Source organism: Neolewinella aurantiaca (assembly GCF_008014675.1).
Taxonomy (GTDB): domain Bacteria; phylum Bacteroidota; class Bacteroidia; order Chitinophagales; family Saprospiraceae; genus Neolewinella; species Neolewinella aurantiaca.
In genome coordinates this window covers 22,333-36,322 of the sequence record NZ_VOXD01000045.1, presented here as the reverse complement: position 1 = coordinate 36,322, position 13,990 = coordinate 22,333, and the positions used below count along the sequence as shown (strand labels likewise).

At 49.2% G+C, this 13,990-nt stretch carries 13 protein-coding genes; 10 read left to right on the top strand and 3 right to left on the bottom strand.

Annotated elements, in window-relative coordinates:
- From FUA23_RS20470 to rplI, 9 genes are all read left to right on the top strand, one after another.
- The coding region (locus FUA23_RS20470) for an IS1 family transposase (RefSeq protein ID WP_262713711.1) at positions 1-280 on the top strand (280 nt) is incomplete at its 5' end.
- Between the two features lie 69 nt (positions 281-349).
- Positions 350-1,135, top strand: a complete 786-nt coding sequence (locus FUA23_RS20465) for a hypothetical protein (RefSeq protein WP_147932641.1) — start codon at positions 350-352, stop codon at positions 1,133-1,135.
- 207 nt (positions 1,136-1,342) lie between these two features.
- A complete protein-coding gene (locus FUA23_RS20460) occupies positions 1,343-1,861 on the top strand; it encodes a hypothetical protein (RefSeq protein WP_147932640.1) in 519 nt (172 codons plus the stop codon).
- A 232-nt stretch (positions 1,862-2,093) separates the two neighbouring features.
- Positions 2,094-2,435, top strand: coding sequence for a hypothetical protein (locus FUA23_RS20455; RefSeq protein ID WP_147932639.1), 342 nt, complete (start codon positions 2,094-2,096; stop codon positions 2,433-2,435).
- A 119-nt stretch (positions 2,436-2,554) separates the two neighbouring features.
- Positions 2,555-3,316 carry a GLPGLI family protein gene (locus tag FUA23_RS20450; RefSeq protein ID WP_187271155.1) on the top strand — a complete coding sequence of 254 codons (762 nt, stop codon included), beginning with the start codon at positions 2,555-2,557 and terminating at the stop codon, positions 3,314-3,316.
- Positions 3,317-3,325: 9 nt separating this feature from the next.
- On the top strand, positions 3,326-5,965 hold the full coding sequence (locus FUA23_RS20445) for a carboxypeptidase regulatory-like domain-containing protein (RefSeq protein ID WP_147932637.1): 2,640 nt from the start codon (positions 3,326-3,328) through the stop codon (positions 5,963-5,965).
- Positions 5,966-6,176: 211 nt separating this feature from the next.
- A complete protein-coding gene (rpsF, locus tag FUA23_RS20440; RefSeq protein WP_147932636.1) occupies positions 6,177-6,647 on the top strand; it encodes a 30S ribosomal protein S6 in 471 nt (156 codons plus the stop codon).
- 37 nt (positions 6,648-6,684) lie between these two features.
- A complete protein-coding gene (rpsR, locus tag FUA23_RS20435; RefSeq protein ID WP_147932635.1) occupies positions 6,685-6,951 on the top strand; it encodes a 30S ribosomal protein S18 in 267 nt (88 codons plus the stop codon).
- Between the two features lie 132 nt (positions 6,952-7,083).
- Positions 7,084-7,530 (top strand): 50S ribosomal protein L9, encoded by a 447-nt coding sequence (gene rplI / locus FUA23_RS20430; RefSeq protein ID WP_147932634.1) that lies wholly within the window; start codon positions 7,084-7,086, stop codon positions 7,528-7,530.
- 212 nt (positions 7,531-7,742) lie between these two features.
- On the opposite strand, the gene porW is transcribed toward rplI, so the two are convergent.
- A complete protein-coding gene (gene porW / locus FUA23_RS20425) occupies positions 7,743-10,730 on the bottom strand; it encodes a type IX secretion system periplasmic lipoprotein PorW/SprE (protein ID WP_147932633.1) in 2,988 nt (995 codons plus the stop codon).
- A 209-nt stretch (positions 10,731-10,939) separates the two neighbouring features.
- Between porW and FUA23_RS20420 the strand changes: the two genes are divergently transcribed.
- Positions 10,940-11,842 carry a M23 family metallopeptidase gene (locus FUA23_RS20420; RefSeq protein ID WP_147932632.1) on the top strand — a complete coding sequence of 301 codons (903 nt, stop codon included), beginning with the start codon at positions 10,940-10,942 and terminating at the stop codon, positions 11,840-11,842.
- Between the two features lie 7 nt (positions 11,843-11,849).
- Here FUA23_RS20420 and FUA23_RS20415 read toward each other — a convergent pair whose 3' ends face one another.
- Positions 11,850-12,836: an NAD-dependent epimerase/dehydratase family protein gene (locus FUA23_RS20415; RefSeq protein WP_147932631.1), complete on the bottom strand. Its 987-nt coding sequence runs from the start codon at positions 12,834-12,836 to the stop codon at positions 11,850-11,852.
- 13 nt (positions 12,837-12,849) lie between these two features.
- Positions 12,850-13,989 (bottom strand): anhydro-N-acetylmuramic acid kinase, encoded by a 1,140-nt coding sequence (locus tag FUA23_RS20410; protein WP_147932630.1) that lies wholly within the window; start codon positions 13,987-13,989, stop codon positions 12,850-12,852.
- Position 13,990 lies beyond the last annotated feature (1 nt).

Genomic DNA, 13,990 nt, shown 5'->3' with positions numbered 1-13,990 from the left:
TCTTGAAGCTATCCTTGACAAACTCCCAAGTCGATTAAGGCAAAAATGTCAATTTGCTACTGATCATTTTGAAAGCTACTACCAACTAATCCCTCCAGAGCAGCACAAGCCGGGAAAAGCCTTCACCTACTATATAGAGGGCTACTTTACCGGTGTAAGGGCGCGAGTTAGCAGGCTCGTCCGAAAGACGCTCAGCTTCTCGAAAGACCTCAGCAATCATGTCGCAGCAATCCGATATTTCTTGTGGCAACGAAACCTAGATTCCTATCCTTACATTTGATACACCGCCAAAATATTAACTAAAACGCTCATTTGGTCAAAGTGTAATTCGTAAAAAATAAATATTAATATGAAAAAGTTATTCTGGTTTTCTCCGGTAGTATACCTGTTTTTTGCCTCTCTTCAGAGTTGTCAGGACTACAGTGCTGTTCCAGTTGGAAATCCCATCAGCATAGTTAATACAAATCTAGTTGAGTCGGCATTTATGGGGGCATACAATGGAGTAATTCAAATACGACATGATCAAGGTTCTATCGACTCTCTAGGAACTCCACAAGAAGTGTACTTTATGCGATATGGTGGCGATGCAAATAGTTCATTTCATCCCCCGATGACACTGGAGTTAAATAAAGAATGGGAAATTGCGATTGACGAAAGCTATAATACTCTTAGAGAGCAATCAGAAATTTTTGGCCTTTTTGGGAAGGAAATGATTCTGAAGCTTAACAAGAAATCTAGAGGTGTAGATAAATCGTCTAATGACATTGAAGTAGGATATGTGCCGGAAGTTCTTAAGTCAAACATAAATACTATCCCGCTTCAACTGTTTCACAATGAAACTGTAATAAGTTGGAATTCTGATGCTAGAAATTCTAATGGAGTGTATCTGATCGCTGATTTTAATCAAGCGTTTAATGGCTCGGGAAATGCCGGATGTACTGATTATGTTGTTCTTCCGGATAATGGCACTTATACTTATGATCGTAATGATTTTCCTTGTCTTCCTAGTGGAGTATTGGTTTCATTTACCTTAGTAAGAGGACTTTCAGCAGAATTGATCGACGATGAATCAGAAGGTAAAGATATTGTTTTAGCATATACGACAAATGGTCAATTGCTTTATTCTGCTGAATAATGGGCTAGTTAGAAAGTAAAATTTCCGATCAGCTCCGTAATGTTCGTCTTCTCGCCAGTCGAATCCTTTTTGTCATTAGCGAAGTAGACTATTTTTATTCTGATACAGAACACAGTCATACGCTAGAAAATAGTCGAATGCTCCAACAAAAAAGTTCGCCTGTCGAGTTAGGTGAAAATATTTCAACGATCTTTGTAGTCTCCAACGATGAACTACCCCAACCAACTCCTTAAGGAACATTCGCGCGCCAACGCCGACTTGGTGCTCAACCATGTCCTCGCCGACAAAAAGCGCGTTGAAGCCCTGATGGATGCCTTTCTGACCGGTGAGTACCGGGTAGTGCAGCGTTCCGCAATGGTGGTCGGGGACCTGGGCCGGAAAAAACCAGACTGGCTGAAACCCTGGCACGGCCGGATGATTGCTGCCGCCGACCCCGCCCCTCACCCTTCCGTAAGCCGCAATGTAATGCGGTATTTCTCCGAATTACCCCTCTCTGCGGTTGAAGAAGACGAACAGGGAAAACTCCTGGACCTCGCCTTCCGCCTCCTCGAAGACCAGACCGAGGCCGTAGCCATCCGGGTATTTGCCATGACGGTGGTATTTAACTTTTGCGACATTTACCCTGAACTTAAGGACGAGCTGCGCGGCATTATTGAACTCACTATTGCTGAAGGAACAACGCCCGGGTTTCGCTCGCGGGGCGGGAAGATTCTAGATTTACTGTAAGTTGTATTGTTTGTGCATGTTTATTTTGTGTTTTTTGATTTCAATAAAATTTAAAGTGGTGTTGTGTTGATTTTTAGTTGATTGGAGCTAATGGTCCTGTTTTATCAAAATTTTATTTGAAGTTGTCGAACTTCGCGGGGGGGGGGAGGTTGTATCTTCAAAGGCAATACGGAACCATTATTCCCAGCCGTCATTAATCAATAATGGGGATTATTCATTCAATACTTTTGTTGTGAAGTTTAGTTTACTATTGTTTTCTTTGTTGCTAGGTTTTGTTTCGCCTTTGAGTGCGGAAACCGATCTTTCATCCGATTGTATCACCACTGAAATTTTCACGAATGATAATTCCGTCGAAGTGTGTGTCAATAACGTAGCGGTGCCCTCCTTTTTTTATCTGTCAGAAGACGAACGAATCTGTTATGAGGCACAGATTTCCGGGGAGATTCAAGTAGGACCCATTACGGTGGGTACTACCGTGACTGCTACTGGATGTGGAGAGACGGCAAAAGAAGCCGCCGATGCTTTAGAGGAAGCACTGAACGAAGCTGCATGTCGCTTGGTGTGTGTCGATTAAATAGAACCCAGTTCTGAACCATACTTATGGTTTATTTTAAGACCTAGATCAAAGGAGCCGGACCAGCCTGGTCCGGCTCCCAGTCTTCTAAATAAAAAAACATGATATATCGATCAACTGTGACTATTCTTGCTTTAGGAATTATTCTTTTTAGTGGAAGTCTCATAGGGCAAAATCTAGAGGCCTGTAATGGAATAAAAGTTGAATATATTTTTTCCCAAAAAAGGAACGGTCGACTAATTTCCGCAAGGCCGGAACGGGTTTATTTTTATAGAAATAAATCATTGTCCGTAATATCAGTTTCCGGGGAACGCTCTATTCAACAAGATACTGACAATGCGGGAAATAAAAAGGTGGTGATGAAACTTGCCGAAGAGGGTGATTCTTTCGTCTACACGGACTATGCCAATGAAGAAATAAAGAATAAGATTCGTTTTTTTCAAGAAGATTTTATTGTGGAGGATAAAGTCCCTCAATTTAAATGGTCGTTCACGGGCAAGAAAAAAACAATTGCAACTTACAATACTATGGAAGCAACAACGGATTTTAGAGGAAGGCACTACTCAGTATGGTTTTCACCCGACCTTCCGATTAATGGTGGGCCGTGGAAATTCTCCGGACTTCCTGGAATTATTTTGGAAGTGCAAGACTCAGAAGATGATTTTAACTGGGTTTGCAGCGCTATAACTGAATTGAGCGAACGTGATGTTAAATTAATAGCTGAGCCTTCTGGACGGAGAATAGTAACGAATGATGAATTCTACGACCTCATGCGTAATAAATTAAAATCCTGGATGGAAAGCATAGCTGTTCGTGCAAATGGGTCCTTAACCAGTGAAGTTTCATTTGACGAATCGAGTTTCTTAGAAGTAACGAAATAATAGCTAGTAATGAAGTTTAAAGCTCAATGCTTAATTCTACTGATTTATTTAGTGTGCTTAAGTGGCTTTTCGAGGGCCCAGAATATACAGGGAGAAGTAACTCAGGAAGATGGTTCTCTTTTGACGGGCGTTCAGGTTATTGCCCGGGTCAACGAAAAGGTAATTGGTTTTTCTTCTACGGATATTAAGGGGGGATTTAGTTTTTTGGTGAAATCTGAAACTGACACCATAACCCTAGAGGCGCGTTACTTGGGGTTTAAACCTTGGAGGGCAACCGTTTTTTTGAAAGTTGGTTTAAAACCCTTAAAAATAATACTGAAGGAATCGGCGATTGGCTTGAAGGAGATTGAGGTTTCAGCTTCCTTATTACCAAGAGTTGAAAAAAACGATACTATCGTTCATCGAACGGAAAGTTACCGGACCGGAAACGAAAGAAAGATAGAAGAAATAATTGAAAAACTGCCAGGGGTAGAAGTTGATGAAAACGGAGCTATTAAGTACAATAATATACCATTAGACAGAATCTTGGTGGAAGGCGAGGACTTGTTTGACAAAAACTATACGCTTCTTTCTCAAAATGTACCCGCTGATTTGGTTGATCAAATAGACATCATAACAAACCATCAGCCAGATAAATTGACGGGAGATTTGAACAGCACCGGAGAGCTCGCTCTGGATCTACATCTGGACCCAGAGAAAAGGCGTCCTTTATTTGGAGAATTTGGAATACAGACTGGTGCACCACGTTCCAATGCTGCCAACCTTAATGTTTTCCGGTTGGGTAAGAAATTGAAAACCGTGTTTTTTTCGGACTACAATAATTACGGCCAGACGTCGGATGCCGGTTTCAGAGCACTTCACCAAAGTAACGGTGCCAGTGACCGTTCGTTGACAGAGAGTGTAAATGTTCTTCGCTCACCTGCGGAAAGTCTACCCGGGTTGCTCCTGAAAAGAGATTTCTTGAATAGTCAGGATTATGGTGCTGCGCAAACAATTTTGTTCAGCCTGGGAGAAAAGACCAGAAATAGGATTATATATAACGTATTTGGTCACTCCCATGAGTTTGACAATCAAACTCTTCGAGAAGATGTATTACCCTTTAGCATTGACAGTTTCGTAGAGATGTCTGACCGGAACTATCGTTACGGTAAATTCTGGGTGCAGAATGATTTCGAGCATTACTTTGACGAAAGAAGTAGGCTGGATGTGAGGGCGGGAGTAGCGGGGCAAACGAAAAGTGGACGTTGGAACAGTAAACTTACGGAATCAAATAGTCCTGCTACTGATTCTCTGTCTACGCTGTCAAGCAACGGTGGGCTTAATTATGCTTTTATGTCAAGATATGTTCGTCGGTTAACGCCTAAAACGGCGGTACAGGTGATCGCTAACTATCAAAATGAGGAACAAAGCCAGTCACAAACTTACTTTGGGGAAGTGTACGATGATTTTCTAACTGGCGACGGCGAAAAACTCCAACAATTGTACAACCAAGATCGTAGTTTTTTTGCTTCGTCCGTAAGCTTGCTACGCAGGATAAATGAAGTAAAGATAGATTTGAATGCTGGTGTTGAGAGACAAAGGGTAAGATCTGAGACATCGCTAGCATATGGAGAGCCCGTAGAAGGCAGCTTGTTAGTCAGCCCTTACGTCTTTAATGAACTGTATGTTTCTTCAAGCCTTGGAGGGACAGCCGGGAAGATGAAATGGAACGCAACCGTGAAAGCATCTCGTTTCTTGCTCAATGATGGTTCAGGTGTTAAGTTTGTTGTACGAAATACTATCCTTCCGGCTTTTGGTGTTCAGGGAAAAATCGGCAGACGTGGCTCGGTCCGTATTCATGGAAGATCAACGCTGGTGCCAACAACTCCAGAGCAGCTCATAAAGGATGCGATCCTGATTAGTAATTCTGTACTACGGCAAAGTCTGGACTCTGCTTACCTAATTCGGAATAACTCGGTTGGCGTCACTTATCGACATTCTAATAACTACACTCAGTTCGGTTATGGTGTTACTGTGAACTATTCAGAGTCGCTCAACGGAGTTCGGTCGTCATTCTCTTCGGATGGATTTATTCAGATCGAGAATTTGGTAGCTGGTGCTAAGAGCAATTCCATCAGGCTATCCGCCAACACTCACAAATACGTTGAAAAGTGGAAAGCTTATTTTAAGTTGAGCTACGACTGGTCTCGGTTTCAGTCTATTTTGGAGCTCAACGAAGCAGTATTTACGAGCACCTCCATCTTGCAAAAAATTTCTCTAGGGGCGAATACAATCTTAACTAAATGGCTGAGGTTTAGCAATAAAGCGGAGGTTAGTGCTTTTAGTAACTTTGTACTGGATGGTAAATTGGTCCAGCACCAACTGGAGACCCGGCAGGAGGTTAATGTAATGGCTGGCGAAAACTCAAGGTTCGAGCTTACCTACCGGACAATATTTCCCCAGTTGGGCGGAGAGCAGCCGATCAATTTACTTGACGTGGAAGTTATTTGGGACATCGAACGTCCCGACATAACTATTAGTGTTGGAGGACGAAATCTACTCAACAATGCTAAGGTAGAAACGCTTAGCATCGGAACGTTTCAGCGTTATCAGCGAGAATACCGTTTACGACCCAGGACAGTGTATGCCGAGGTGGTGAAGACCTTTTAGAGAATAGTCCGCAGCAATATTGAGCCAACCTGGCGGACTAATCGACATTGCCTTAATGCTTCGCATCGCACCTGCGTAAGAGCCCTAATAGACATACGGAAATACTTTGTCTCTTTCACAAAAACACCGTACCTTTGCAGCCGCTTAAGACTGACCCGCTCAGGCTCAAGCACTTCACCCTCTTTTTAACCCCTCATTACGACTGATCCATATGAGAAATTACGAGACTACTTTTATCGTAGATCCAGTGCTGTCGACCGAAGATATCAAGACGACGGCTCAGACGTATGTAGATAACCTGCAGAAGCAAGGTTGTGAAATCGTCTTCGTTGACGAGATGGGCCTGCGCACGCTGGCTTACGACATCAACCGCCGCAGCAACGGTATCTACTACAGCATTGAATACACCGCTCCGAACGGTGCTTTCCTCAAAGACTACGAACTTGCCCTTCGTCGCGACGAGCGCATCCTGCGCTTCCTCACGGTGAGCCTGGACAAGTACGGCGTTCAGTACAACGCTGACAAGCGTGCCGGTAAGATCGGCAAAGCTAAGCGTCATAAGCAGGAAAAGCCCGCGAAGACCGAACCAGCTGCCCACGGCATCAGCCGCAAGAAAGCTGACTCTCCATCCATTTCTGGTGTGCCATCCGGCGACGCTGAAAGCTTCAAGGAAGAAGAGTAACCCAATCCCATTCAATAACCGTTAAAAAGATCCTATCATGGCTTCTAGAGACGATATCAAGTTCCTTTCCAATCCTAAGATTGGTGGACGTAAAAAGAAGTACTGCCGCTTCAAGCGCTACGGCATCAAGTACATCGACTACAAAGATCCTGACTTCCTCCTCACTTTCGTGAACGAGCAGGGCAAGATCCTTCCACGCCGTATTACCGGTAACTCCCTCAAGTACCAACGCAAAGTCGGTAACGCTATCAAGCGTGCACGCCACCTTGCGATGCTTCCGTACCTGACGGACCTTTTAAAGTAACTAGAAACTAGAGAACTAGGAATTAGAGAGCCAATTTCTAGTTCCTAGTTCTCTAATTCCTGGTTTCTAACTTTTCCTAACCACCTCCTCAAAGGGGCACCGCCCCAAAAGAGTGGGACAACATAATTTACAATGCAGGTAATTATGCTGAAAGACGTCGACAAAGTCGGCGACAAGCACGAAGTAATCACAGTAAAAAGCGGCTTCGGACGCAACTACCTTCTTCCCCGTGGCCTGGCCATCATCGCAAACGACTCTAACATGGGCCGTCTGAATGAGATGATCCGCCGCGAAGAAGCGCAGGAGCAGAAGAAACTCGATGTATACCAGGCCATCGCGGCTAAGCTGAAAGGGAAGACTCTGAAGGTTGGCGCTAAGGCTGGTACCAGCGGCCGTATCTTCGGTTCCATCACGCAGCTTCAGGTTAAGAACCACCTGATGGAACAATTCGAAGTAGAAATTGAGCGCAAGAAGATCATCCTTCCCGAGGATGTGAAAGAGCTTGGCACTTACACCCTGACCCTGAAACTGCACTCGCAGGTTATCCAGGAAATGGAAATGGAAGTTGCTCAGGACTAATCCTGAACTCAGCTTCAAGCTAAATTATAAAGAGCCGCTACGATTCACTTCGTAGCGGCTCTTTGTTTTTTCCGTTGCCGTGTTACGGCAGGGGCGAAAGGGAGCCGGGCCCGGGGCCGGTTTGTTCGTCGGCTTACTTTCAGTTGGCGTGCTGCCTGGCAACCCGCGGTCGGATTGCCAGGAACAGCTTTTCCTCAGTTAGGAATTGGTACTTAATAGTTTTCCTTGAACCATTCCCGGTAACTTTCCACGGAGCGTGCCTTCAGTACTTCGCGGTAATTACTTTGTGATACTGCGTAAACATCGTAATCGAATACACCAGCATTAAGAAATTCCTTTTCGCGTTCAATAGCGTTGTTAACGTATTTCATAGCGAGCTCGCCGGATTTAATGCGGCGGATAACAAGCACGGGGGTCTTGTTGCCGGTACCCAGGTAGACATTGGTTACCCGCAGGCGGTCCATCTTGTTGTACTTATTATTGAACTCAGCAACTTTGATTTTAGCTGCATTGAGATCGGTGTCTTCATCGTTGAAAACGATGAGCAGGTAATGAAGCTCATCCATGCTTTCCTTGAAGCCGCCGGAAGCCGCCGAGGCTGAAGTCTGTCCGGGGAGACGAGCTCCGGACTCTCCGAGAAGGCGAAGGATTTCTTTCGCACGGGTTTGTTCCGGGGTGTTGTCGAACTGAGAAACAACCTGACGAAGGGCATTGATGTAAGCTTGTCGTCCCTGGGTGTTACCCGTAGTCATGGCGAGCAAAAGAGCATACCGCGCTTTCAACGGGTGCTTCCCGAGCAGGGTGGCACGACCTTTGACGGCCATTTCGTGGGCGGTGTTGTAATCGCCTTGTTCGAAAGCACGATAGGCCGTTTCGTACTCCCGGACAAGTTTGTTCTCATCGGCCATGAGCGTTGCTGCGTAGCTGGGGTCATTGGACAGCTTCTCGTATTTGGAACCATTGTAACGGCTTTTTAGCTTGGTTGCAAATTCCTGTGCTTTGGCGGTGTTACCGTTCTCCTTGTGGATCAGGTATTGGTAGTACCAGCTTTCGGCTTCGCCGTTAGCGTTAGGGTAACGATTGTTCAGCGTTTCGAACGCACTAAGAGCTTTGGGGCTGTTGTCGAGCTGGTCTCGATACTCACGACCGAGGTTGAACCAGTTGGTAGCCTGCTGGATGGTCATGGTGTTCTGTTCGGCTTCCGTTGTCGGGATTCCTTCGAGGAGCTTAGTGATTTCGTCTTCGGTAACGATGGTCACTTCTTCGGTGGGGGAGCTGCTGCCTCCGTCGCCATCATCTTCAAAAATATCGCCGGTGCGGCGGCTGCGCCGCCAGTTGTCGGTGAGAGGCCGTTCGCCCCAGGTTCGCTCGAAATCGCGTTTGCCCCGTTTAATGGCCTGGCTGCTGTAGGCCCAGAAACTGCTGGTGCTTAGTGCGGAGCCGCCGGCAGAACCCCGGCTGTTGCTGGCAATCGGGGTTGTTGGCCGGATAGATGCCTGGCGTCGCTGTTCGAACAGATTCGCCGCCCACTTTTCACGCTCAGGCTCTGGCAGCATTCCGATACGAAGAAGGCTGTCCTTCACCTCGATGTCTGTGAGTGCATCCGCAATACCGGTCAGTTGGTCTCGGCGCCCTTCTATTGCATCGTAGCGGAAATCGCCTTTGTCCATTACGGTCAGCGTGGTGTCGTAGTAGAGTTTAGCGGAGAGGAAATCATCTTCGTTGTAAGCGAGGTCTCCCAGGAGGCTGTAAGCTTCGGTGCGTTGAACTGAGCCGGCAGAAGGACTGGAGAGAGACATCTGAAGGTACTGTGCACCAGCTTCCTGATCGCCACTCTTAAGGGCGACGGCAGCCATGGAGAAGTAAATCTGGCTTTCGTACGGAATGTTTTTATCCTCTTTAGCCATGCGCTCGAGCTTTTTCAGGGCGTCGGCGGCAGATCCGGTACCACTCAGGAAACTGTTTTGCGCCAGATTAAGGCGAGCACCGAGTTCCAGCTCGTAGTCAGGGCGGGCCGCAATGGTTTTTTCAAAAGCTCCGGCTGCGCCGGAAGGCTGGCCAAGCTCCTGGTAAAGCTGACCGGCAATGTAATAGTAGCGGGCACGTTCGTTGCGTGACTCCGCAACTTCGGCTGCTTCCTCAAGGTAAGGAATGGCTTCTTCGAATTTGCCTTGCTCGAGGTAAAGGAAAGCTTGTACCGCCATGGCCTTACGTCGGATGTCCGGAAAGGTGCCACGGTTGGCGCGCATATCCTCAAGGATGATCTGGGCCTGATCGAAGTTGTCTCTCTTCACCAGGGTCCACGCAAGCCACAGGCGGCCCTCCTGGAAGGCAGGGCGGTGCTTGAGCATGTAGCTGCCGGATTTCTTTCCGTATGCTTCTCCTCCGCCGAGATTACTTGCCTGGTTGAAGATAGAAATCATCCCAATTGGTCCGAGTTCTTCTTCGGGGTCTTCTTCCGGCTCGTTTTCGAGTCCGGTTACAGCCGAAGTATCCGTCTTGCTGGAAACGGGCGCGAGCTTGATGCCCTTTTTGCGGGCCCGGATGCGGGCTTTGCGTTCTTTCTCCCTTTGTTTTTTACGTTCTTTTGCGGCCTTCTGGCGTTCCTTGCTCAGCTTTTTGCGCTCTTTCTGGGCGTCTTTGCGCGCCCGTAGGCGATCCTTTATGTCTTGGGCCGGATTGGATTCTACGTTACGACGGCTTACGAATTCTTCTTCCGGCTCGTCACTCTCCCCGCTTGCCTTTTTACTTTTCTTACGGGTAGGTCGGGGCCGAAATTCCGTAACCATGAAGCGAAGCGTCTTTTCGGCACTTTCATAATCCTGCTTGATGAGTTGTGCCTGGCCTATGAGCAGGTAGCTGTCGTCTACCCAGTTGCTGTAAGGGTGCTTCTTTACTACAATTGCAACTTTCTCGATGGCAATGTCGAGTTGCTCCGTAACGCTGCTGGTATTGTCGAGTTCCAGAAAGGGGAACATATCCAAACGTTGGGTGTAATTGTCAACGTGCTGTTCATCGATACTGAGCAGGGTCTCGGTCATGATCTCCTTAGCATTGAAGTAGCCGTTGTAGTGGGAGTTCATGTTGTGCCAGAGCTTACCAAGGGCACTCTGGTCGTCGCGCTTTTTGGTGGAAGCACAACTGGAGACGGCGATCTGAAACGCCAGAAGTATAAAAAGGAAGCGGTAGAGCTTATTCAAAACGGGATAGCTTTAGAACGTCGCTACTCCTGCCGGGGAAAACGACAGGAGAAGAGAGATGTTAAGACGGAGAGCGAAAGGAGCGTTTATCTTTGCCCTGGCTTAAAGAGCCACAAAGGTAAACATCGCCACACTCACGCACCTGTTCTTCAACGAAGAGGTTGGTTCGCAAAGTGTAGGTTTAACGCAGAAATTAATCACTTTACCATATGTCGGAAAACGAAGAAAAACTCAGCCGTTGGAAAAGGTTCCGTACTAAGAGCAAAGACGAGTACCAGCTTGTGATCCGCGACGTAAAGAGTTACCGGGAAGTAAGCTCCTATAATCTCACTCCCCTTAATATTTACGTGGCGCTCTCGGCGGCAGTATGCCTCATTGCAATCGCCGTTTTTTTTCTTATTTCTTATACCCCTTTGCGTCAGTACATCCCCGGCTACGGAGACATCGTTCAGCGCCGGGAAATGAACGAAATGGAAGATTTATTGAGCCAGATGAGCGAGCAACTGGACGATCAGGCACTCTACATCGAAACGCTCACGCGTAACCTGCACGGCGAACTGATCGTCAGTGCAGATACACTAGCGGACCGGAATTCGGTAGATACGACGGAAGCAAGCCCGGTGCCCCTTTCCGAAGCAGAGGTGAGGCTCCGCCGGGAGATGGCGCTGGCCAGGGTCGGAGACGCCAGCCGGGCAGGAACCGGAGGAGCCCCCAGCCCCGGGAGCAATCAGGTCCCCCTGGCTCAGTTGTTTCTGGTTACTCCGGTCAATGGCGAAATCAGCGCAGGGTATAATTCTTCCGAAGAACATTTTGGGGTAGACATTCTGGCACCCAAGGATACTCCCATCAAGGCTGTGCGCGACGGTGTGGTGTTCATTAGTGAGTTCACCAGTTCCAACGGTAATGTCATCGGGGTGCAGCACGACAATAACCTGGTAACTTTTTACAAGCACAATTCACAACTCCTGAAGAAGGTCGGCGACCGGGTAAAGGCGGGTGAGGCCGTCGCCATCATCGGTAATACCGGGCGGCTGTCGTCCGGCCCCCACCTCCATTTTGAGTTGTGGCACGAAGGCGCTGTGGTTGACCCTACGGAATACCTTCGGTTTTAGAGATGTTCTAAGAGTTGGCCTGGTCGTGCTGCCAGGCAGCACCTACTTCCTTTACGCAGGCTTCCACGCTGCGGTAACTTCTTTCCGAAACATTTTTGTAAGCCGATCCGTCGTACCTGAAATCTGCCTGAACATTTTGGTGGCTCTCACGGGTGATCATCGGTTTACTGCCCGAAATTCTGGAGCGAACGAGCTCGATGGGCCATAGCAGGGCTGACTGCCAGGGTTTAACCCTGATGGTTGGTGGTTTCGCGCCAATACTCCCGGCGATGCGCGTCATGGCTTCCTCCCAGGTCCAGTTGACGGCGTTGAGGAGAAAGCGGTCACCGTCCTGATCGCGGTCCAGCACAAAAAGCGTTGCGTCCACAACATCGCGAAGGTCGATAAAGCCAGTAGTTCCCGTAGGGTAGACGCCGCGTTCTTTCGCGGCCATCCGCCACAAGCGTGGCGCTTGTTCGTGTTCCCAGTCGCCGCTGGCGAGCATGTGGGTGGGGTAAAGGACCGCTACTTCGAGCCCCTCGGCCTGACCTCGCCACACTTCGCGCTCCGCAGCAAATTTGCTTTCGGCGTAGCTCGTGTTGGGGCGCTGCTCGGGCCAGCGCTCGGCGAGCGTGACGACAGGGCCTCCGTCACGCCGATTCAGGACTGCTACTGAACTAATGTGAATGAGGCGCCGGACACCCGCTTCCAGCGCCATGTTGACCAGGTTTGCGGTTCCCTCGCCGTTGACAAACAGCAGGCGCTCACGGTCGGCGGTCTGAAACGATACAAACGCAGCAGCATGAATAATCGTATCGATACCCGCACAGGCGTCGAGCAGACTTTCGGGATCGTTGAGGTCGCCCTCAACGATTTCGACGTCAGGGCCCATTGCCTTGAGCGCGGACACGTCGGAAGTCTCCCGGGCGAGTGCACGAAAGGGCAGTTGAGCGGTGTTGAGGGCCTGCGCGATGCGTCGCCCTAAAAAGCCCGTGCCGCCGGTGAGAAGAATCATGCTTACTTATGAATCAGGGATGAAAAAGGGCACCGTTAACAGTCGCTCGCTTCGCGCCGGTAGCAGAAACCAGGGCGTTTGGTATCCCTTCGGTCCGGAACAAGGCCGCGAGGGCAATCAGTGCGGCTTCTTTGAAATCTGTTGTGTCAGCGTTTTCAACAATGAATTTGAAAGAGGGTTGCGATTCGTCCTGAGTCGCCCTCAGCTGGCCCAGGAGGTAATTGTTGTGGCTGCCTCCTCCGGTGATGAGGATTTTCAGAGGGGCTTTTTTGCTTTTTGTCCCATTTTTTGCACCTGCGGCTGCGCCCAGGTAGTCGAGGTCGTACGCGATTTTTTTGGCCAGCCAGCGCGTAAAAGTATGCAGGAGGTCCTCGGCGGGTATCGTTTTATCGTCGAGCAGCGGCCATAGTTCGTCCCGAACCCAGGCATTGCCGAGGGATTTGGGGTAGGGCAACTGATGATAGGGCAGCGCAGCAATTTTTTGCGCGGTCGCAGGTGCAGGGGAGCCTTTTGCGGCAAGCGCTCCTCCGGCATCGTAGGCTGCTCCGGTTCGTTGGGCCAGCAGGTCGAGTACCTGACAGCACCCGCTGATGTCGCCGGCAACGTAATCTCCGGAATCGCGGCGGAGGCTGAGATTCGCAATACCTCCGAGGTTCAAAAAACCGTCGTACCGGGGGAAGAGATACTTATCGGCCAAGGGCGCCAGCGGCGCCCCCTGCCCACCTGCGGCGACATCGGCACCGCGTAGCTCGGTGACGACGGGCAGCCCCAGCCGGAAGGCAAGGGCTGCTCCGTCACCGATTTGTGTTGTGAAGTTCTGCTCCGGCGCGTGGAAGATCGTATGGCCGTGGCTACCGGCCAGGGCAACGTCGAGGGTAGGGTAGCGGTCGAGAAAACTCCGCGCCCGCTGTCCCAGCCAGTGCCCCAGGTCGGTGTGGAGCCGCCAGAGCTCACGACCGGGCAGATGAGGAGCAGACCGTAAACGCGCCCGCCACATGGGCGGAAACGGGTCGGTCTCGGCGGCCATGATTTCCCATTCGGGAACAAGAGGGTGTTCCGCCCGGTCCAATTGAAACCTGCAGACCGCCAGGTCGAGCCCATCCAGTGAGCTGCCCGACATCATGCCCAGAACGAAATGTTCGGTAAGGGCCAAA